Here is a 20,807-nt window from a genome sequence, read left to right as displayed (position 1 = left end):
ATGGAAAATGATCTCATTGTCGGGCTGGGAGGTCATATTGATCATGGCAAAACAAGTCTTATCAAAGCCCTTAATGGTTTTGATGGAGATGAGAGATTAGAAGAGAAACAAAGGGGGATTACCTTAGATATTAGTTTTTCGAATCTTTATTTGCCCCCTGATCTTGATAATACTATAGGCAGAAATATTTCTTTTGTTGATGTTCCCGGACATGAGAAGTTGATTAAAAATATGATTGCCGGGGCTTTTGGAATTGATGTTTTTTTGCTTGTGATTGCTTGTGATGATGGGATAATGCCCCAAAGTGTTGAACATCTTCAAATTGCAGATATATTGGGTATTCAACAAGCTATTTGTGTAATAAGCAAGGCTGATTTAATGCCTAATCTTACTTCTTTTGAAGATTTGAAACAACGTATTCTTGATATGTTTAGCAAGCTCAAAAATACTAAACTCTATGCGATTTTGGATTTTAGTATTCATCAAAGACAAACTCATCAAAAACTTCTTGAATTTTTAAAGAAAATCCCAAAACCCCAAAAAAAAGATTCTTTATTTTTCAGGTATTATATTGATAGGGCATTTAGTATTGCCGGGGCAGGGAGTGTTGTAACAGGGAGTGTATTAAGCGGGAGCGTGCAAAAAGATGAGAAAGTCTATATCTGTGATCTGGATACAGAAGTAAGTATTAAAAGCATCAAAAATCATAATACCTACGTAGAAAGCGCAACTCCAAGTCATCGTATTGCCTTTAACCTCAAGGGGGTCAATGTTTCTAGTCTCAAAAGAGGTTTTTTAATCAGTAAAAAAGGCTATATAAGAGGTTTTGATACTCTTGATGTTGTGATTTATCCACTCAAAGATACCCCTAATCTCCATAATCTGGAGGTGCAATTTTTTATTGGAGCAAAAAAATGCAATGCCAAAATTTATTTATTAGATTTAACTTTACAAAACAAAGAAGTCCCCTATCTTTTGGCTACATTGAAAACACATGAGAGGATTTTTAGTGTTTTTGGAGAAAAATTTATCTTGAGAAATACTGATAGAACAATTGCAGGAGGGGAGATTCTTAATCCCATTGCTGATCCTATTAAGAAAAAACAAAAATCTTCTTATTTGAATTTTTTATTTAAAAAAGACTTTCAAAATGCTTTTTTGCTTTGTTGTAAGATTCACAAGAGAGGTTTTGGATTGATTAGTTCTATGCAGCGTTTTGATCTCGCCCACAAAGAAGCTATTAAAATTGCTTCTACTCTTGGAGAGCTTTTTTTAGATGAGAAGAATCTGGTTATTTATCACCCTCAAACATTCAAAACAATCCGGCAAGACATTTTAGATATTTTTCTCAAAAATAAAAATGCACTTCTTTCTGCTTCAAGCCTTGGGCTTAAGATTAAATGGGCATCTTTGGAATTCATTCAAAAAGCGCTTGATGATTTGAAACAAGCCAATCTTATTTGCAAAAAAGAGGGTCTTTATCTTTCTAAAGAAAATAAGGTTAAAAATATAAATGACTATCTTCAAGAAAATATCTTTGAAGTGATTCATGCTCAAGGCTTTACCCCTCTTGCTCCTTATAATATTTATGATGAACTCAATATTGATAGAAAAATTGGAAATAGCGCTTTGAAAGCCTTAAGTGCAGCTCAAAAAGTTATTCGCTTAGAACATAATCTTTTTGTAGCTACAGATATTTTGAATCAAATACATAAAAATATGCGAAAGATTATTGAAGAAAAAGGCTATATAGATATTGTTCTATTTAAGGAAAAATATGCTTTTAGTCGTAAATACTTGATTGCTTATTTAGATTATTTAGATAGATTTGATGATATTAAAAATCAAGATGGCAAACGCATTCTTAAATATCAAGGCAAACAATGAGATTAGATTTTATCCAAAACTATCCCCTAAATCTTCAAGCCAATGAAATTCTTTTTTCTAATATTTATCCAAATCTTTCTCCCATTGATCCCAAAGATTATGCCCAACATAAGCAAGATATAGAAGAATTTAGCGATTTTTTTGGAGGAAGGGAGGCTTATAGTTTTGGATTTCTTTGCACAGATTGGTTTTTTTTGCTTGAACAAATAGCTAAAAATGGTTTGATAGCTTATGGAATCTCCAATCACCAGCAAGGTTATCAAGCTTGCAAGCTGTTAGGAAATTTTCCTTATAAGTTGATTCCGGACTCCCAAAGTGGAAAAATAGAAATAGATTCTATCAAAAAAGCCATCATGAATAAATGTCGCTGTTTTATTGTGCCTTTTGTGAACGAAGATATTTTAAGTATCAATGATATTGTAAGTATTCAGATGTTGTTACAAGAAGAACTCAAAGATTATATTCTTATTATAGATATTAGTCTTGCTCAAAGCTTTCAATACCCTATTCCAAAAATTCTTAATTCCCACACATTGTTTTTGCTTAATGGAGAATCAATAGGTTTATTGCGTGCTCATGGGAGTATTATCGCCAAGGATTTTGCTTACCCATTTTTATTCCCTCCCAACTTGAGTAATCCTATGGTTTTTAAAGCCCTCAATCAAGGGGTTAAAAACCCTCTTCAAGTCTCTTATCAAGATAGTAAAAAACTCTTTTATTCTTGTTTGAAAGAAAGTCTTGGGGATGATTTGTCTCTTTTTGTTCCATTGGAAAATACACTCCCTAATTCCTTACCCCTAAGGTTTGCTTCTATTAAGGCAAGAAATTTTCTCCAAGCTCTTCTTTTGCATAAAATTTATGCTATTAATGGTCAAGAGTGTCTCTATGGACTTACCAGACCTTCATTTGTCTTACAAGAAATGGGTTATACTCAATTACAAGCGCGCGAGCTTATAAGTGTTAGTTACAGACATCTGGAGGATATGAAAAATTTGTGCGAAATTTTGAAGGATATTTATTTGCAAATCCGTTTATTAGAAATTTAAAAATCTATGTGCCATTATTAGGCATACTGAAAAATTCAAATTTTTCAGTATTATTTAGCATGCTTTTGAATTTTTGGGAATATTTCTATTTTTAAGAATATCAGCAATTAAAAATGCCAATTCAATAGCTTGTGTTGCATTCAACCTGGGATCGCATTGAGTGTTGTAATTACAGCCCAATCCCGCTTCAGTAATGGCTTGGGACCCTCCCAGGCATTCAGTAACATCTTGCCCGGTCATTTCTAAATGCACTCCTCCGGCGTAGCTCCCTTCACTTTGATGGATTTCAAAAAAACTCTTGACTTCACTAAGGACCCTCTCAAATACGCGTGTTTTGTATCCTGAACTTGCTTTTATGGTATTGCCATGCATAGGATCGCAACTCCAAAGAATTTCTCTACCTTCAGGATTGATAGATTCAAGGAGTTTAGGCAAGCATTCTTTGATGTTATCTGCCCCCATGCGCACAATAAGATTGAGACGTCCGGATTCATTTTTTGGGTTCAAAATATCACAAATTCCTAATATGTCTTTCTTAGTAGCCTTGGGTCCTATTTTAACCCCAACGGGATTTTTTACCCCACGTAAAAATTCTAAATGCGCTTCATTGAGTCCTCTAGTCCTCTCTCCAATCCAAAGCATATGCGCAGAACAGTCATACCATTGCCCACTTAGGCTATCTTGACGCACAAGTTGCTCTTCATAATTAAGTAAAAGTGCCTCATGACTTGTATAAAATTCAGTTTCTTTAAGCGTAGGTGTGTTTTGGGTGTTGATCCCGCATGCTTTCATAAAGCCTAAGGTTTGCGTAATACGCTCAGCAAGCTCTTCATATTTTTTACCAAATGCGTTATTTTTGACAAAACTTAAATTCCAACGATGCACTTCATTAAGATCAGCTAGCCCACCTTGGGCAAAAGCACGGATAAGATTAAGTGTGGCAGCGCTTTGATGATAGGCTCGAAGCATTCTTTGGGGATCGGGCATCCTGGATTGGGAATCAAACTCAGCCCCATTAATCATATCTCCACGATAACTGGGTAATTCTACCCCATCGACACATTCAGTATCTGAAGAACGCGGTTTGGCAAATTGACCTGCAAGCCTTCCTACTTTGATAATTGGGCAACTACCTGCAAAAGTTAAAATTGCCCCCATTTGAATGATTATTTTAAACATATCACGGATATTTATGGCATTAAATTCATCAAATGATTCAGCGCAATCTCCTCCTTGCAATAAAAATGCCCTTCCCTTGGAGGCTTCTTTGAGTCTCTCTTGAAGATTTCTTGCTTCTCCTGCAAAAACTAAAGGAGGATAATTTTTAAGCTCTGTTTCAACTGCTTGTAAGGCTTGATTGTCCGGATAAACAGGGTGTTGTTTGATAGGAAATTTTCTCCATGATTTTAAATTCCATTCTTTCATCTATTTCTTCCTATTGCTAAAAATTATCCTTTTATTCTATCCAAAACTTTTCAATAAGCCTCCATCGTGTGAAAAAGATTTTAGCAAAAGCGAAATAAACATGATGGCAAAAGAAAGGATCACAAAGATTTTGATGATTCTTGCACCTCGTTTGATGGCTAATTTACTCCCGATATACCCACCCAAAATATTAGCAATAATAAGAGGTATTCCAAGCATATAAAGAACATGATGAGATAGAGCAAAAGCGCCAAAAGAACCCAATCCTGAAGCTAGATTGAGCGCTTTGGCACTGGCAGAGGCATTGATGAGATCCATTTGCAAGAAAAGATAAAAACACAAAATCAAAAAAGTCCCTGTCCCTGGTCCAAAAAACCCATCATATACCCCCATAAAAAAACTGAGTAAAGGCGCATAGACAAACATTTCAAGTGCATTGAAATCTTGTTGGGTATTTTTAGTGCAATGTTTGGGTATAAAAATCCCAAGAGCACTGATGGGAAGCAAAAACAAGATAATTGAAGCAATTTTTTCCTCATCAAAAGAAAGGATTAATTTTGTCCCTATATACGCCCCAACAAGAGAAAAAATGATGCTTAAAAATGTGATTTTATAAAGAAGTTTTTTGTGTCTGATAAAATTACTCAGAGCGCCGGCAGTGCCAAAGATAACAACAAATTTATTGGTCCCTAGTGCATATTGAGGGGGAATGCCCGCCAGAAGAAGTGAGGGCATTGAAATTAATCCACCCCCTCCTGCAATACTATCAATAAAGCCGGCAACAAAAAAGACTCCCATCAAGATGAAGATGACAAAAATATCCAAATTTTCATATATATTCAAGGAGGATTGCATTGATTTTTCTCAAATTGAGTATGCCAACATGAATATTTTATTTTTCATTTTTAACTTAGAGTGTGAAATTTATTCGATAATTTTTGGCACAATAAAGTATCCGTCTTGAGAACCGGGAGCATTTTTGAGCACAATTTGAGCGATGAGAGGATCATTATTTTTGCAATCTTGGCGTAAGGGGGTTTTGGCTTGTGTTTGTGAAGAGTTTGGAGTGTCTTCAATCTCAAGTTGGGAAATATTATCTACAAAACCTAAAATATCATTCAAATCTTTCTTAATTGCTTCTTTTTTATCTTCATCAAGGGCTATCATACCTAATTTTTCAAGTTTTTGAAGTAATTTATCATCAATCATCATTGCTTTATCCTTATATGTATCTGGATTTATTATTTGAAATTTTTTAGCAATTGTATCTAAAAGTTTCTTGATATTTTCCCTCATAGAATTAGAAAATTTCAAGCTAAATTTTTCTAGGGGAATTATTTTATTTCATAAAATTTTTAATTTTTAAAAAATAAGGCTTTATCGGGAGGAGACATTAAAAGCCTATATGTAAGGATAGTATATTAAAATAAAGCAATTTTCTTTATGATAAAAATTTTTTATTTTTTGACTAATAAAAATTAAATTTGTATTTTTTATAAATATCTGTTATAGTTTTAGAATTAGGGAGAATAATATTATTTTGATAATTAATATTAATTATATCTAAAATTTATAACCGGATAGATGAAGTATTTTATGAGGCACAAGAAAAAATGTGGGCAAGAGAAATGGGGAAAAATAAGGATTCTATACAAAAGGCAGTAAATGAAAAAAACGGATCTTAGTTTTTCAAAAATATTAGCGATTCAGGTAGGGGTTTTGCTAGGGATTGCACAAGGAGTTGAGACTCCCAATACGGGATTTGAAAGAGTAGAAACAAGAAACTTAAGAGAAAATGTTTCTTATAACACTATTGATGGGGCTAAAACAAGATTGATTAACTCTTCAATCGCGATTCAAACAGGTTTTAGAGTTGATGAGAAGGGAAATATTTTATTTGGCACAACAGGCACAAGCGAAAAAATGTTCCCTCAAGATGAAGGCAGTAGTAGCAGTATTTTAGATCGAGATTTTAGTTCTTATGAGATTTCTAAAGTTTATTTTCAATCCTTAAACACAACAGACATGAAACGATTAAGCGCTCAATATTTATTTATTAATAATTGGGATTCTATAACACCTGTGATTGCCAAAAGCTTAAGCGGTTTTAGTGGTGTATGCAAAAATTTTGAATGTTCTTTTACTGATAACAAAATTGAAAAAGAAGTATTTATTGGCATGGGTGGAAAAAATATAGGAGAATTAGGATTTTTTGTCGGTACCTATCAAGAATCCGGAAGTCCTGACAGCTTAGGACAAGTATTGAGCGCAGATACTATAACGACTATAGGGGGCACAGGAGATTATGCTTATGGAATCAGAAGCATTGGGATTATCAATGCCAACGCAATGACTGCAATTGGGGGTAATGGAATAGGAAGCGATGGTCTTTATAATGAAGATCATCTTATAGCAGGGAATATTATAGCTATTGGGGGGAAGAAGGGAAATGGGATAACCAATATAACCAATAGAAGTCTCCTTAAATCCAACAATATGACGATTATTGGTGGGATAGAAGCAGATACATATGGAATATTTAATTCCGGAGGAGATATAAATACTAACTTTCTCACAGTCATAGCAGGGAAAAGTTCCAAAGCTGCAGGTCTTTATAATCAAGGAAAAGTTACCGCCAATGGAATAATAGTACTGACGACTCCGGATAGAGGGATAGGAATGATCAATGATAATCCCGGTAAGATTGATGTTGATGAGTTAGTGATTGTGGGTAGAGGTAGCTATGCGGCGCTTCGGGCTTATAAGGGCAGTCAATTGCAAGCTAAGAATATCTATTTGCAAGGGTATGGGATTCATAATGAGGGATCTATCAAGACTCATCATTTGTTTGTCAATGATTTTTCAACCATTAGAGGTGGTATTACCCTGGATACTTCTGAAGAATCTTCATTAGTGTTTAATCTTTTAAATAAATGGGAAGACTTTAAAGAGCCTTATTTAACTATCAAAGCAGGTAATCTGACCCTTAATTCCAATACAAAAGTTCAAGTAAAAATTTCTAATGAAACAATACTTAAGAGTAATCTTTCTTATGATAAAACATATGAACTTTTGTCTATGAGAGAAGGTGGTAAGCTTGAAGATAACCGCACTAATAAAACTATTGAGTTTTCCGGATTGAGCGCTTCTCCAAAAACCAGAGTTGATTCAAATGGGATTGCATTCACTTTCACAGATTTTTCTATACCCACACAAGAGCCTCCTTTGTCTGAAAAGCCTACAGATGTGTTGAATGAAAAATCTGAATCTTTGGGTATTTCGCCCTCACAAATACAAAATATAACAGATAAAATTTCCTCAATTTCTCCTGAGGCTTTGTTGATTCTTACTTCCATGATTGAAGGTAATGCTAAGGGGAGCAAATTTCAAGAAGTTGCCATTAATGAAGGCTTGAAAAATTTTAACACCAATCCTAATTTGCTTCATTCTTTGATTGAACAAACCGATAAAACACTCCAAGAAAATACGACAAATATGGGTATTTTTTCTCAAAAAACTACAGAATATCTTGGGCAACAAGTTGGTTTTCGTATCCAGGGGCTTGCTTTTGACAAAAAAATTTCAAAAATAAAATTTACTCAGATAATGCGTCGGTATGCCTTAGCAAGTAATAGCAAAAATAATATTTATTTACCGGATGTTAGAGAGAGAAATTCTGCATGGATTCATGCAGGAGGTTCTTATTATCGGTCATCTTCAACAGCTGCTGTTCCTTCAAATACATCTTCATTTAATCTAACCATAGGCTATGATAGAGAATTAATTTCTGAGAGTCAATCAAGTCTTATTTTGGGTGGGTTATTTAATTATAATTCAGGTGTATTTTCTCAAGATTCCCATAAGGAAGTTTTTAATTCTTTTTCATTAGGAGTTTATACAAATTTTACTTTTTTAAATCATGAAATTCAAAGCATACTTTCCGGAAATCAACTTTTAAGCACTCAAAAAATTAGCAACCAAGCGCTCATGATTGATAATGACAGTTATACAAATAATAGTTTGGCTTTTAACCTTACAAATTTTTATAAATACAAAATTGTATTGAATGAAAATCATTCCGTGAAACCTCTTATTTTATTAAACTATAGTTTTATGTACACACCTTCTTCAAGTTCAAAAATATTTGATTTAAAAGAATCTTTTGAAAATATGTTAGCAGCAGGAGTAGGGGGTGAATATATTTTACATACAGATTCGATGAATCATACATTTCAAGCATTAGGAAGGTATCATTTTTTAGATATTCAAAAAAGTCGTGCTATTGCCTTTAAGGGATCAAATATTTTTATTAATTATGATTTGAATCCTTCAAAAACTTGGTTTAGACTGAGTTATAATGGAAAATTTTGGGTGAATTCTTCTTTGAGTGTTGATATATCTTTGAGTGGAGATATGAGTATTGATCGTGATTTATTTGGAGTAGGCAATATCGGACTCAATTATATATGGTAAAATTTTTATTTTTCAAGATATTTCTATAAAATCAATGATAGAATGCCTTAAATATTTAGAGGTTTAAATGAAAAAAATTATTTTAAGTTTATTGATTTTGTTGTTTGATTTAGGAGTGGGTATTGCCAAAGAGTTTCAAACAGATATTACCAATAAGACAGATAGAGTAGATGAGGATGAACCTAAAAAAAATACTCTTGAAGAAAAAGATAAACAAGAACTTCAAAATTTTATAAATGAAAAAATGGGTTTTGCAAAAAAGTCTAAATGGGATTGGAGTATTTTGGGTCCTGTAGTAATCTCAAAAATGATTGATTTTAAAAATAATAAAAATAATTTTGCTATGAATGGGATTCTTGATATTTCTGTAATGCCGGGAGTAACTTATGAAATGATCCAAGACTTGAAGATTGGATTTAATGTAGGCATAGGATCGCAATTTGGTATCAATAAGGTTTCTTATGTATTGCCTTTAGAGATTGGTTTGTTTTATGCTTTTTATAAAGATTATTCTATTTTTGGAGGGAGTAATTATAGCTATGGAGGGTTGATTAATGATTTGAGTTTATATGTTGGGATCAATTTGAAACATTATTTATTAAAGATTGGCTATGTTCCTTATGCTTTTGCAAGTATAGATTCCTCAAAAATTTTAGGTCAAGGATTTTATTTTGGGTTTGGAGGGGCATTTTAGATAAAGATACCAGAAAATAAAATTCTAGTATTTTATTTTTGATATTTGTTATTTGAAAATTTTATTGGTGTATTTTTCAAAAAATGAGACCCGGTTGAATCTTATCCGGATCTCATTTTTAAAACAATAAAAATTAATTTAACAAAATATATAATATATTTTGTTAATGAGCTTTTCTGCTTGTTGCATCAGGGGTAAAAAGAATCTGTCCGTTGATCTTAAAATTTTCAATGAGAGACTGGACTTTTGGACTTCTTATCCAAGTGCTAAATTTTTGGGCATTTTTATAATCTACATTTTTGCATTTTTTTGGATTTACCGCGATTACAGAATAGAAATTTTTGAGCTCATTTTCTCCTTCAATAAGAATTGCTAATGGTTTTTGATTTTTTAAGGTAGAAACATATTTAATATAAGTCCCTCTATCTGTGAGGGTAAGAGCGTCTTGTTCGTTTGCAATATTGATAGTAGCCAGCATTCCTTGACCGCTTTGTATATACCATTCTTCTTTATCGGGGATACTTCCTGTTTGTTTCCACAAGAGTATCTCACGATTATTGGTGCCGGATTTATCGCCTCTGGAGATGAATTTGATTTTATCTTTACGAATAAGGTCAAAAGCTTGTTTGAGATTTTTGTTTTTAAATAGGTTGGCATATTTTTGATCCCCAATAACAATGAAATCATTATACATTACGGGTTTTCTGTCTATGCCATAACCTGCAGCAATATATTGTTTTTCTACTTGTGGAGAATGCACCAAAAGAACATCAACATCACAGTTTTGACCAAGTTTAAGAGCATTGCCTGTGCCTACACTCACCCATTTGAGGTCGATTCCTGTATCTTTTTTGAAAATAGGGGCAAGCACATCAAGTAGCCCCGTGTTATCAGTGCTTGTGGTGGTTGCCATTTTGAGATCTTTGGCATCAAGAGAGAGAGTTGCAATAAAGACCATTAAGAGTATTGTGAGTAATTTATTTTTTAGCCTAAACATTGTATAATCCTTTAGCGTTATTGAATTTTATCCTATCGATTTACATTATATCAAATTTATATCTTTTAAAAGGCTTAATCTTGGATTTTATCACTGAAGGTTTTTTACAAGCATTAAAGCTTATTATTCACCTGGATCCTGAAACGATGAGTGCAGTGCTCGTAACTATCAAAACTTCAAGCATTTCAGTTGTAATTGCTTTAAGTATAGGATTGCCTCTTGGGTTTATGCTGGGGTATTTTGATTTTTTTATGAAAAAACCTCTTAAGCTGTGTGTTGATACACTCTTGGCAATGCCTACAGTTGTGATAGGATTGATTATTTATGCCTTAATTAGTTATCGTGGTCCTTTAGGAGAATATGGGTTGCTTTATACACTTCCGGGTATTATTATTGGGCAAAGTGTTCTTGCTTTGCCTATTATTATTTCTTTGAGTGCCAGCGCAATTGAAAATATTGATAAAAAGCTTTCTCTTACCCTTAAGTCGTTTGGGCTTACACCATTACAGATGATTTCAAGCACAATATTTGAACTTCGATATATATTATTGGCAAGTGTTATTGTGGCTTATAGTCGCGTGATTTCTGAAATAGGAGTAGGGATGATGGTAGGAGGAAATATCAAATGGCATACTCGCACAATCACAACGGCTATTTCTTTGGAAACCAGCAAGGGTGAATTTGCTCTTGCTATTGCACTGGGAATTTTATTGGTAGGGATGGCATTATTGATCAACATAATTTTATATTTTTTAAAGAGTAGGGCATGAGGAGATGAGGGGCATGCGCGAAAGTGTTTATAAAATTGACATGCTTAAAAAAAATTATGATAAAAAACAAGTTCTTAGTATCTCTAACTTAGAAATTTATTCCGGTGAAATTGTGGGTATCACAGGGAGGAACGGATCCGGAAAATCAACTTTGTTACGTGCAATGGCATACTTAGAGTATCCCAACGAAGGGGGAGTGGCTTATAAGGGTTTTTTAAATCCTCCTTTAAGGTTGAAAAGAGAAATTGCCTTAATGTTTTCTGAACCCACACTTTTGAAGCGCAGCGTAAAGGAGAATTTAATATTTGGACTTAAAGTCAGAGGAAGGAAATATTCTCAAGGGGAGGTTTTTGAAGTCTTAGAATTAGTAGGACTGGAGCCAAGTAAATTTATCAATCGGTTCTATCATGAACTTAGCAGTGGAGAATCCCAACGTGTTGCTCTTGCTTCAAGATTGATTTTTTCTCCAAAGACATTGCTTTTAGATGAGCCTACCAATAGTTTGGATTCTGATGGGTTGCCTCGATTGAATGAAGCCATTAAGTATGCCCATCAAAAATTTGGATCAACGATTGTTATTGCTGCGCATGATAAAAGTTGGCTCAGTCAAATTATTTCCAGGGAGATCCAATTGCATTTTGGCAGGGTGATTGATCCCATAGCAAGTATATTTTTCTCTCGTCATTGGCATCGCGATGAAAGGGGAGAATTATTTTATGATTTTGGTGATGGACAGATATTGAGATTGAAAAATAGTTCTTTGATTGGGAAAAAGGTGGGTGCTGAAATTAAAGTATCTTGGATAAAGATTTTTTATAATCAAATCGCAGAGGGATATTTTGGAAAAATCATCGCAATCACTCAAAATAAAGATGAGGTGATTCTTTCTGTTGAAATTGGGATAGAAAGGATGAAAACCATCATAAGCAAGGAAGAATATTTAAAAGAGAAGCCTTATGTTTATCAAGATATTTGGTTGAAAATTGGCATGGAAGAGTGAAACTCTTCCATATTATTTCATTTGATTATTCATCATCAGTAGCATAACCATCTGTGGCATGCGCTTTGAGATACTGTATGATAATATCAGCTTCTTTATCTGTAGGCATAGCAAATGCTCTCATTGTCGTGAAAAGACCATCCCATTCCATCATATTGTGTTCCTTGGGTGCATGCGCTGCATGACACATTGAACAAGTATCATAATACAAGAATTCAGCATCCGCCCAAGCTTCTGCTTGATCTTTGTTAAGCTCTTTTTTAGGAAGAGAAACTTCTAGAGTATCTGTTGTTACTTCAGCGGTTTTTAGTTTGATAAAAGGAAGTTCTAAATTTTTTGTCCCATAAAGAGTTTTTTTATCATTATTTTTTAGATAGCCTTTAACTTTGATGACTATTTTGTCCCCTGCTTGGCCAATCTCTTCTCCGGGTGTCCCTCTGGCAATTGTTCCTATAATGTTTTTTCCGTCTTTATCATAAACGTTTGTATTATCCATCACATAAAGAGTCTGTGCATGCAACCAAGCACCCAAAATTATAAAAAAGAAAATCAAAATTTTTTTCATATTATGCTCCTACAATATCAGGGACTGATATAGATTTGTAAGCTGTAATCACTTCATCTTTACCAAGTTTTTTAATATTTACAAGTGCGGTATTTACAGAAGTTGCTTGTGCCATTTGACTGGTTGGACGCGAAGAGGTCAAAACATTGACATGTCCGGCATTGCATCTTGGTGTTTTGTCTTTGATATTTTCAGGATCATACCAAGCTCCCTCTTGAATAGCAAGAACGCCTTCTCGGATATTATCTGTAACAAAAGCACCTGCGAGAAGCCTACCTCTAGCATTAAAAACTTCTACAACTTCTCCATGTCTAATACCAAGTTTTTTAGCATCTTGAGTATTTATCATAACAGGTTCGCGACCTTGTATTTTATAAATATCTCTTATCCAAGTATTATCAAGTTGAGAATGGACGCGATATCTGGGGTGAGGAGAAACCAAATGGAAAGGATATTTTTTAGTTTCTTTTGATCCTAGCCATTCAGCAGGTTCAAACCATGTAGGATAGCCTTTGAAGTCCGGGAGATTGTAAGAAGCAAATTTTTGTGAATAAATTTGAATTTTGCCACTCTCGGTTGCAAGTTTATTTTCAATAGGATCGGCACGAAATTCAGCATGACGGACATATTTTCTTGCATCATTTGGGATATCAAATTCTACATACCCATCTTGCCAAAATTTATCAAAATCTTTAAATGCAGGACCATCACTTTTTTCATAAAATCCTTTAATCCATTCCAGATAGGATTTACCACCGGTGTAGCGTTTTTCAAATTTTTCTCCCCCGAGCCTGGAAGCCAAAAGTCTGAAAATTTCAAAATCATCTTTTGATTCATAAACAGGTTCAATTACTTTTTTCATTGCATAAATTACATTTCTTGAATAAGTGCCTCCTGAAGTAATATCATCTCTTTCAAGTGTGCAAGTTGATGGGAAGACAATATCAGCCATTTTTGCCAGAGGAGTCCACCAAGGCTCATGAACGACCACGGTATCAACACTTCTTAGGGCAGAAATAAGTTCATTAGTATTAGGGTGATGTCCTAACAATGAAGCGCCACATACATAGACCATATCAACCTTTGGGAATTTGATTTGTTTGCCTTTAAAATTGATTTGTTTGCCCGGATTAAGAATAGCTTCAGAGATTCTGGAAGCGGGGATGGAATTTTCTACTCTATTTCTGCCTTGTGAGAGACCCGGAGTAGTGCGGTAGCCCGAATTAGCTTGCCCACCACCGGCATAATGCATTGAAAATCCAAACCCTCCTCCGGGAAGTCCAATTTGTCCAATCATGCTAGCAAGGCTAATGAGTGCCCAGTCAGCTTGTTCTCCATGTTGGGCTCTTTGCATTGCCCAGTTGCCGGCCAAAAAAGTTCGAGTAGAAACAAATAAATCTGCCAATTCTTTAATCTTAGAAGCCGGGACTTCAGTAATTTTTTCAGCCCATTCGGGAGTTTTAGGTATATTATCTCCGGATTTTCCTAGCAAATAAGGTAGAAATTTATCAAATCCATCTGTATATTTTTGTATGAAATTTTTATCATATTTTCCTGAAGTATAAAGATAATGCATCATGCTTAACATCAATGCAACGTCTGTATTAGGGCGGATTTTAATCCAATCAGCTCCAAACATTTGTGCTGTCTCGGTATAAATTGGATCAATAGAGATGAATTTGATCCCTGCTTTTTTGTATTGAGGATAGTAAGTATCATTGACATGGTTAGGAACCACATAATCAATACGATTGCACTTAAATAAGTCTGTTCCCCACATAACATAGACTTTGCAATTAGCAATCATTTCTTCATGTGTGGTTTGGAGTGAATACACTTCCATATCCCCCATAATTGTAGGATTGACTCTGCCGGCTGCTCCATTGCTATATTCACCATCTGTCCCTACAGCTCCTCCCAAAGTTGTATTAAAAAATCTACCTGCAACGATATTGGAATTATGCAATCTCCCTACATGTCCCCAGCCGCCATAGCTTCCGTTGTAGATATTTTCTCGTGGAATTTCTTTTAGCTTTTTAGTAACAAGATCAAGGGCAACATCCCAGCTAACACGAACAAACTCTTCTTTGCCGCGTTTGGTTTTGTTGTTTTTCTTGCCTTCTAAGTAGCTTTTTCTCACACAAGGGTATTTTATTCGTGTATCTGAATATACCCTATCAATCATGCCTTTAACCATAATAGAAGGATTGGCATCAGTTTTTTGAGGGATAATGTCCTTTAATATGCCATCTTCAACTTTGGCAATAAATGGACCAAAATGTGTAGCATGAGGGATCATTTGAGTTTTTTTAAATACACCCACTGCCCCTAAGGGTTGAGTACCTAACATGCTTAGAGATGCAATACTTGCACTACCTTTAAGCATATCTCGTCTTGAAATAGGCATAAAATCTCCTTTTTGTTTTTAAGATTTGCAATTATATCGGTATTCCATAAAAAAAACAAATAATGGTTGTATAAATAAATATATAATGTAATTAAATTATAAAAAACTAGAATTATTATCTATATTTTAAGAAATTGAAATTTTATAAGATGATTTTATCAAAAATTTTGAGAATATGTTTTAGTGTTTTGTCTAAAAATCATTTTACCTATAGGGATATTCAGGTGATTAGCGACAACTTCGCATTTGATTTTAAAAAGCAAAAATACTCTGGAATCTGCCCTAGATTCCAGACATTCAAAATTTCCCATTCCTTTGGCAAGAATTAAATCAGCTTTATCAAATAATTTTTGAGTTTTTGTGTTGGCAAGCTCATAAATAAATCCCGGACTTTTGACTCCGCTATCTTGAACTTCACAAATTTCAAAGATTTTTTTGCATTCAGGGTAAAAATGCAAATCAGCAAATGTGATATCATTGATAATGGGAGATCCTCTGGTTAAATAAATAAGATGTACATGAGGATAAAGTGTTTTGAGCGCCTCAAGAAGAACTTCATCAAAAATATTTTCACCTGCATTATCTCCAAAGTAAAGTAAGGTTTTTGAGGATTCAAGCTTATGAGCAAACTCATCAAAATCAAACAAGCCAAAATCTAAATTTTCAAGATTAAAATTTTGAGTATGAATATCAAATTTTGTTTGGCTGCCATAATCGATGATATTCCCTAATGCAGCTATCTTGATTGCCCATTTTAGGTAAGCATGAGGATTTTGGAATAAAGGTTTGTTTTTTAGCACAAAATCAGTGATTTCTCTTGCTTTGTGGATGCATTCTGCTTTGATAGATTGGTAAATATCAGATATGCAAGATATAGAAGCAATACTATCATAAACATCAATAGCTACTTGTGGGGGAGGAGCTTGAATATGATGGAGTGAATGGAGCAAGGAGGTTATTGTTGTAGTTATTTTTTGAGAAGTTTCTTGAGATAAGGAAGCGAGATGGAGTGTTTGTTGGCATTGGTTATTGAGACAACTAAAGCATTCTTTTTTAATCTTCATTTTTGTGAGCACCACTCAAGCTAGAGACTTTTCCCCACATAAGACGATATTTTCTTTGCATAAATTCAATTTCTTCTTTTGCTTTTTGGAGTTGGGTTGCCATTACTTCCATTATTTTTTTGTCTTCATCATAAACTTCTTGTGTGGAAATGAGGGCTTCTTTGAGGAAACTATTTTCATTTTTGAATGCGCTAATGGTTTCATCTTTGGCCATAACAACTTTGTCATGCAGACCCAAAATTGTATTGATGGTTTTTTCTACAAACATAGGATCAAGCGTATTTCCACTCATATCTGCAGATACAAGATTGTTTTCAACACGTTTGATAATGGCATCTGCCCCGCTTGAGGCATCAATCAATAATATATGGTTATGCTTTTTGCTTTGGATGCTGCCTTCTTCAATAAGTTCTAAGACTTTCTTTTCCTCAATTCCAGAGACTTTGATAAATTCTTCCAAACTCATCCATGTTGGAGATTTTTTATTTTCCATTTTGCCTCTTTTTATAAATACTTTGAAATCTATTTTACTAAATTTTTCCCAAAAATTTTATTTTTTGTGTTTATAAATTTGTTTTTTGTTCTTTATTTTTTTTTGAATACAGAATAAAATAAATAGCATTTTTTTTGCAAAATGCCGGAATAATATCTCAAAATAATATAGTATTATAATTTAAAATTTAATAATTAAATATTATCAAAATAAATATTTAAATATAAATTATAAAAAGATTATTTTTTAAATTTTTTAAAAATTAAATTCTTACTTCAATTTGTTTAGAATCTATTTCAAGTTTTTTGGCTTTCATGATTCTATCTTCTGCAAGCTTAGATCCCAATTCATTGTTTTTGAGACTTAAAATTTGCATAGCCAGATAGGCTGCATTGATAACCCCTGCTTTGCCAATGGCCACAGTGCCTACGGGCATTCCTGCAGGCATTTGAACAGTCGAAAGCAGAGCGTCTAAACCATCAAGGGCTCCTCCATTCAAGGGAACACCAATGACGGGTTTGCAAGTTTGAGAAGCAATTGCTCCTGCAAGATGGGCTGCCATTCCTGCTGCGGCTATAAATACCTGCGCCCCCTTTTTTTCACTTTCTTGGACATATTCTCTTGTCCTGTCAGGACTTCGGTGTGCAGAACTGATAATAACTTCATATTTAACATCAAATTGTTTAAATATTTCAATACATTCACTTACAATACTCCAATCGCTTTTACTTCCCATGATAATGGATACAAAATCCATTTTTACTCCTTTTATGTATTGATTTTGGTTCTCAAAAAACTATAAGCAGGCAATTTTTGTGGGAGCTTAACAGGATGAGTGTTGCCACTGTGAATTTGATGAAGCTCTTGATTGTTTTCCAGAAGAATTTTATATAAAGATAAAAAATATTTTCCATTTTCTTCATATATTTTGCCGATTTCATTATCAACACATTGGATTTTATATTCAGGTGGGGTAATAATTTCGTAGGGATAATTAATATGAGTGGTGTATTTACATAAAAAATATTCTCCCCCCTCATCTACCTCGCCATTAACTTGATAACTTCCTTCGCTGATAGCTGTAAAATGATTTTGGGTATCAAGTCTTTCATAAGGACGCTTGATGAGATAACCATCTGTAAAGCCACGATTCTTGAGGGTGTGGAGTTCATCTTGATAGAATTGAGTTCTGTAAATGCCATTATAATAGTCATTGATTGCCATTTTGTAAGTGCGTGCTGTGATGCCGGCATAATAGGTTGATTTGGTGCGTCCTTCGATTTTTAACGCATCAATCACTCCTGAGTCTAGAATTTCTTGAATATGACTTGAAAGATTAAGATCTTTGGAATTAAAAATATGCGTCCCTATGCCTTCTTCTTCCACAAGACGCATCATAACTCCATTGTCGGGATTTTTGACATAGTATTCATAATCAAATCTGCAATCATTTGCACAACTTCCACGGTTGGGGACACGTCCATTTTGAAGAGAAGATATAAGACATCTCCCTGAAAAAGCAAAGCACATGCTACCATGAACAAAAATTTCTAATTCAAGATCAGGTAAGTGTTTTTTAATCTCAATAGCATCTTTGAGACTAAGTTCTCTTGCTGCTACGATTCGTCTAGCTCCCATCTCATAGAATACTTCTGCATCAAGAATATTCAAAACATTTGCTTGAGTAGAGAGATGAATAGGGATTTGAGGGGCAATTTTTTTACTAAGTTTTAAAACACCCGGAGTTGCAATAATAAAAGCATCGGGGCTTAGATCTGCCATTTTTTCAATATGAGTTTCAAGAAGCTTGAGTTGAGCGTTAAATGGGAAACCATTAATAGTAACAAATACTTTTTTGCCTTTAGCATGGGCATAATCAATACCTTCTTTAAAGGTGGTTAAATCGAATTCTTTGCTTGCTCGATTTCGGAGTGAGAAATGACTTACTCCCCCATAAACTGCATCTGCTCCATAATCTAGCGCAATTTTGAGTTTGGTAAGATTCCCTGCCGGTGAGAGAAGTTGTACTTTTTTTGATGATGATTGAATCATTTTATTGCTTGCCAAAAGAAGCAATGAGTGCTTCAATATCTTCTTCGCTTGCCATGTCCTTTTTGTCGTCTCCTGCAATATATACAGCAGAGCTTACACGTTTAGAATCATCAATTTTGCCTTCAAAAAGAGAATTCATATATTGTGCTAATGCCCTCATCACATTAATGACTCGTTCAATTTTTTGGCGATGAATATCTTGAAATTGCATAATATCCATTGCTTGCACAGAAGCATCCGAACAATTATGTGCATTTTGAGTGATAGATTTGAGAGTTGTTGTTATTTGTTTTGTCTCCTCCAGAGAATTACTAAAGGTTTCGACATGTGGGAATTTTTTGGTTAATTTTTCAAAAATATCTTGATTTTTTTGTAGATATTTTTGAATTTCTTTAGATAATTTGACAATGTTATCTGCGCCATTGCTAATATGATCGAGTTGGTCAAAAATTTGACTTGCTTTTACTTCGGAGTCTTTGGTAACATCATCAAGCTGATGGACAACTTTATGTTCATCAGTAGGGGGAGGTGGAGGCCATTTTTTGCCTGCTTCGACTTTATAATTTTTGGGATCAATATAGCCGGCACTCAATTCTTCATTTTGATCAACAGAGTGTTTTTCTTCTTTTGGTTTTTGAATATCTTTTTTGGAAGATTTTTCTTTGGAGGCTACATCGACGTCCAAATCAATATCTCCGGACATTATTAAAGCATCTAATTCTTCTTGAGTCATTCCTTCTCCTTAATAACTAACTATAGTATTATAAATTTTTTTAGTATATTTTACATTAATGTTAAGCTTTTGATATTAATACTCCTTCAATAATTTCATCAATATCTCCATCAAGTATGGCTTCAACATTGCTATAAGCAATATTACTTCTGGCATCTTTTACTTGTTGATAGGGGGCTAAAACATAGCTTCTGATTTGATGTCCCCATCCAATTTCACTTTTTTCTTCAGAAGCGTTTGAGGTATTTTGTTTTTCAAGCTCAAGCTCGTAAAGCTTAGATTTTAACATTTTTAAAGCTGTAGCTTTGTTTTTATGTTGGCTTCTATCATTTTGGCATTGAACAACAATTCCTGTAGGCAAATGAGTGATCCTAATAGCAGATTCAGTTTTATTGACATGTTGTCCTCCTGCGCCACTTGCACGATATGTATCAATCCTAAGATCCTTTTCTTCAATAACAATATCAATATCATCATCAACTTCAGGACTCACCTGCACACTAGCAAAACTTGTATGGCGTTTGGCATTGGCATCAAAAGGAGAGATACGCACGAGACGATGAATGCCATTCTCGCTTTTCATATAACCATAAGCATTTTCACCTTTAATGAGGAATGCAACACCTTTGATTCCGGCTTCCTCACCAACTTGATAATCCAAAATTTCACTCTTGAAACCCCTACGTTCTGCCCATCGTAAATACATACGATAAAGAATGCTTCCCCAATCTTGACTTTCAGTTCCTCCGGCTCCCGGTTGTATGGTAACAATTGCATTTGCCATATCATTTTCACCACTTAGCATCACTTCAATTTCAACTTTTTTAATCCTTGATTCCAGAGAGGAAGATTCTGCAAAAAGTAATTCTAAAGTGGTGGCATCATTGTCTGAACAAACAAGTCCAAAAAGTTCATGGGCATCATCAATAGAAGATTTTGCTTGGTTGTAGGTTTGAAGCATTCGTTCTAATTTGACTTTTTCTTTATTGATTTCTCCTGCTTTTTTTGTATCATTCCAAAATTCCGGGTTTTGCTGTATTTGGATAATCTCATCTAATCTTGTTTGGAGTTTTGCAGGTTTGATAATTTTGGCAATATTTTCACATTTATTTTTAAGATCTTTGAGTAATTCGCCATATTCATAAGAATCCATAATTCCTGCCTTTTGGGTATTGGTTTAATACAATTGTACAAAAATAAT

Annotated in this window: 18 protein-coding genes; 6 read left to right on the top strand and 12 right to left on the bottom strand. The window is 34.1% G+C overall.

Annotated elements, in window-relative coordinates:
- Positions 1-1,887, top strand: coding sequence for a selenocysteine-specific translation elongation factor (gene selB, locus BKH45_RS00315; RefSeq protein ID WP_095273478.1), 1,887 nt, complete (start codon positions 1-3; stop codon positions 1,885-1,887).
- Positions 1,884-2,933 carry a hypothetical protein gene (locus BKH45_RS00310; RefSeq protein ID WP_095273477.1) on the top strand — a complete coding sequence of 350 codons (1,050 nt, stop codon included), beginning with the start codon at positions 1,884-1,886 and terminating at the stop codon, positions 2,931-2,933. Before selB ends, BKH45_RS00310 begins: the two co-directional genes overlap by 4 nt.
- Positions 2,934-2,987: 54 nt before the next feature.
- On the opposite strand, the gene BKH45_RS00305 is transcribed toward BKH45_RS00310, so the two are convergent.
- The 3 genes from BKH45_RS00305 to gatC all read right to left on the bottom strand — a co-directional run bounded on the left by BKH45_RS00305 (position 2,988) and on the right by gatC (position 5,570).
- Positions 2,988-4,358 (bottom strand): 3-deoxy-7-phosphoheptulonate synthase class II, encoded by a 1,371-nt coding sequence (locus BKH45_RS00305; RefSeq protein ID WP_095273476.1) that lies wholly within the window; start codon positions 4,356-4,358, stop codon positions 2,988-2,990.
- Between the two features lie 36 nt (positions 4,359-4,394).
- Complete coding sequence (locus BKH45_RS00300; RefSeq protein WP_095273475.1) at positions 4,395-5,213, bottom strand: TSUP family transporter; 819 nt, start codon at positions 5,211-5,213, stop codon at positions 4,395-4,397.
- A gap of 69 nt (positions 5,214-5,282) precedes the next feature.
- Positions 5,283-5,570 carry an Asp-tRNA(Asn)/Glu-tRNA(Gln) amidotransferase subunit GatC gene (gene gatC / locus BKH45_RS00295; protein WP_095273474.1) on the bottom strand — a complete coding sequence of 96 codons (288 nt, stop codon included), beginning with the start codon at positions 5,568-5,570 and terminating at the stop codon, positions 5,283-5,285.
- A 453-nt stretch (positions 5,571-6,023) separates the two neighbouring features.
- Between gatC and BKH45_RS00290 the strand changes: the two genes are divergently transcribed.
- Complete coding sequence (locus BKH45_RS00290) at positions 6,024-8,831, top strand: autotransporter outer membrane beta-barrel domain-containing protein (RefSeq protein WP_095273473.1); 2,808 nt, start codon at positions 6,024-6,026, stop codon at positions 8,829-8,831.
- Between the two features lie 67 nt (positions 8,832-8,898).
- Positions 8,899-9,525, top strand: coding sequence for a hypothetical protein (locus BKH45_RS00285; protein WP_095273472.1), 627 nt, complete (start codon positions 8,899-8,901; stop codon positions 9,523-9,525).
- 163 nt (positions 9,526-9,688) lie between these two features.
- Here the strand turns inward: BKH45_RS00285 and tupA are convergent, their stop codons facing one another.
- Complete coding sequence (gene tupA, locus BKH45_RS00280) at positions 9,689-10,483, bottom strand: tungstate ABC transporter substrate-binding protein TupA (protein ID WP_257874468.1); 795 nt, start codon at positions 10,481-10,483, stop codon at positions 9,689-9,691.
- A gap of 119 nt (positions 10,484-10,602) precedes the next feature.
- Between tupA and BKH45_RS00275 the strand changes: the two genes are divergently transcribed.
- Positions 10,603-11,292, top strand: coding sequence for an ABC transporter permease (locus tag BKH45_RS00275; RefSeq protein WP_095273470.1), 690 nt, complete (start codon positions 10,603-10,605; stop codon positions 11,290-11,292).
- A 13-nt stretch (positions 11,293-11,305) separates the two neighbouring features.
- On the top strand, positions 11,306-12,292 hold the full coding sequence (locus BKH45_RS00270; protein ID WP_180675544.1) for an ABC transporter ATP-binding protein: 987 nt from the start codon (positions 11,306-11,308) through the stop codon (positions 12,290-12,292).
- Between the two features lie 25 nt (positions 12,293-12,317).
- On the opposite strand, the gene BKH45_RS00265 is transcribed toward BKH45_RS00270, so the two are convergent.
- From BKH45_RS00265 to prfB, 8 genes are all read right to left on the bottom strand, one after another.
- On the bottom strand, positions 12,318-12,857 hold the full coding sequence (locus BKH45_RS00265) for a hypothetical protein (RefSeq protein WP_095273468.1): 540 nt from the start codon (positions 12,855-12,857) through the stop codon (positions 12,318-12,320).
- 1 nt (position 12,858) lies between these two features.
- Complete coding sequence (locus tag BKH45_RS00260) at positions 12,859-15,264, bottom strand: molybdopterin guanine dinucleotide-containing S/N-oxide reductase (protein ID WP_095273467.1); 2,406 nt, start codon at positions 15,262-15,264, stop codon at positions 12,859-12,861.
- 158 nt (positions 15,265-15,422) lie between these two features.
- On the bottom strand, positions 15,423-16,328 hold the full coding sequence (locus tag BKH45_RS00255) for an ARMT1-like domain-containing protein (RefSeq protein WP_095273466.1): 906 nt from the start codon (positions 16,326-16,328) through the stop codon (positions 15,423-15,425).
- A complete protein-coding gene (locus BKH45_RS00250; RefSeq protein ID WP_095273465.1) occupies positions 16,318-16,821 on the bottom strand; it encodes a DUF3972 domain-containing protein in 504 nt (167 codons plus the stop codon). Before BKH45_RS00250 ends, BKH45_RS00255 begins: the two co-directional genes overlap by 11 nt.
- A 262-nt stretch (positions 16,822-17,083) precedes the next feature.
- Positions 17,084-17,578, bottom strand: a complete 495-nt coding sequence (gene purE / locus BKH45_RS00245) for a 5-(carboxyamino)imidazole ribonucleotide mutase (RefSeq protein WP_095273464.1) — start codon at positions 17,576-17,578, stop codon at positions 17,084-17,086.
- Between the two features lie 11 nt (positions 17,579-17,589).
- A complete protein-coding gene (locus BKH45_RS00240) occupies positions 17,590-18,873 on the bottom strand; it encodes a peptidase U32 family protein (RefSeq protein ID WP_095273647.1) in 1,284 nt (427 codons plus the stop codon).
- Between the two features lies 1 nt (position 18,874).
- Complete coding sequence (locus tag BKH45_RS00235; protein ID WP_095273463.1) at positions 18,875-19,606, bottom strand: chemotaxis protein; 732 nt, start codon at positions 19,604-19,606, stop codon at positions 18,875-18,877.
- Positions 19,607-19,667: 61 nt separating this feature from the next.
- The gene (gene prfB / locus BKH45_RS00230) at positions 19,668-20,759 is read right to left on the bottom strand and encodes a peptide chain release factor 2 (RefSeq protein ID WP_095273462.1); all 1,092 of its coding nucleotides are present in this window, start codon (positions 20,757-20,759) and stop codon (positions 19,668-19,670) included.
- Positions 20,760-20,807 lie beyond the last annotated feature (48 nt).

It is taken from the genome of Helicobacter sp. 11S03491-1, assembly GCF_002272835.1.
Taxonomy (GTDB): domain Bacteria; phylum Campylobacterota; class Campylobacteria; order Campylobacterales; family Helicobacteraceae; genus Helicobacter_J.
The sequence above is the reverse complement of the archived record's forward strand: the minus strand, read 5'-3'. Positions and strand labels throughout refer to the sequence as shown.

What these genes read in the sequence shown, in the direction of transcription:
- selB (WP_095273478.1), top strand. Translation starts at nt 1, where the DNA reads ATGGAAAATGATCTCATTGTCGGGCTGGGAGGTCATATTGATCATGGC.
- BKH45_RS00310 (WP_095273477.1), top strand. Translation starts at nt 1,884, where the DNA reads ATGAGATTAGATTTTATCCAAAACTATCCCCTAAATCTTCAAGCCAAT.
- BKH45_RS00305 (WP_095273476.1), bottom strand. Translation starts at nt 4,358, where the DNA reads ATGAAAGAATGGAATTTAAAATCATGGAGAAAATTTCCTATCAAACAA.
- BKH45_RS00300 (WP_095273475.1), bottom strand. Translation starts at nt 5,213, where the DNA reads ATGCAATCCTCCTTGAATATATATGAAAATTTGGATATTTTTGTCATC.
- gatC (WP_095273474.1), bottom strand. Translation starts at nt 5,570, where the DNA reads ATGATGATTGATGATAAATTACTTCAAAAACTTGAAAAATTAGGTATG.
- BKH45_RS00290 (WP_095273473.1), top strand. Translation starts at nt 6,024, where the DNA reads ATGAAAAAAACGGATCTTAGTTTTTCAAAAATATTAGCGATTCAGGTA.
- BKH45_RS00285 (WP_095273472.1), top strand. Translation starts at nt 8,899, where the DNA reads ATGAAAAAAATTATTTTAAGTTTATTGATTTTGTTGTTTGATTTAGGA.
- tupA (WP_257874468.1), bottom strand. Translation starts at nt 10,483, where the DNA reads ATGGTCTTTATTGCAACTCTCTCTCTTGATGCCAAAGATCTCAAAATG.
- BKH45_RS00270 (WP_180675544.1), top strand. Translation starts at nt 11,306, where the DNA reads ATGCGCGAAAGTGTTTATAAAATTGACATGCTTAAAAAAAATTATGAT.
- BKH45_RS00265 (WP_095273468.1), bottom strand. Translation starts at nt 12,857, where the DNA reads ATGAAAAAAATTTTGATTTTCTTTTTTATAATTTTGGGTGCTTGGTTG.
- BKH45_RS00260 (WP_095273467.1), bottom strand. Translation starts at nt 15,264, where the DNA reads ATGCCTATTTCAAGACGAGATATGCTTAAAGGTAGTGCAAGTATTGCA.
- BKH45_RS00255 (WP_095273466.1), bottom strand. Translation starts at nt 16,328, where the DNA reads ATGAAGATTAAAAAAGAATGCTTTAGTTGTCTCAATAACCAATGCCAA.
- BKH45_RS00250 (WP_095273465.1), bottom strand. Translation starts at nt 16,821, where the DNA reads ATGGAAAATAAAAAATCTCCAACATGGATGAGTTTGGAAGAATTTATC.
- purE (WP_095273464.1), bottom strand. Translation starts at nt 17,578, where the DNA reads ATGGATTTTGTATCCATTATCATGGGAAGTAAAAGCGATTGGAGTATT.
- BKH45_RS00240 (WP_095273647.1), bottom strand. Translation starts at nt 18,873, where the DNA reads ATGATTCAATCATCATCAAAAAAAGTACAACTTCTCTCACCGGCAGGG.
- BKH45_RS00235 (WP_095273463.1), bottom strand. Translation starts at nt 19,606, where the DNA reads ATGACTCAAGAAGAATTAGATGCTTTAATAATGTCCGGAGATATTGAT.
- prfB (WP_095273462.1), bottom strand. Translation starts at nt 20,759, where the DNA reads ATGGATTCTTATGAATATGGCGAATTACTCAAAGATCTTAAAAATAAA.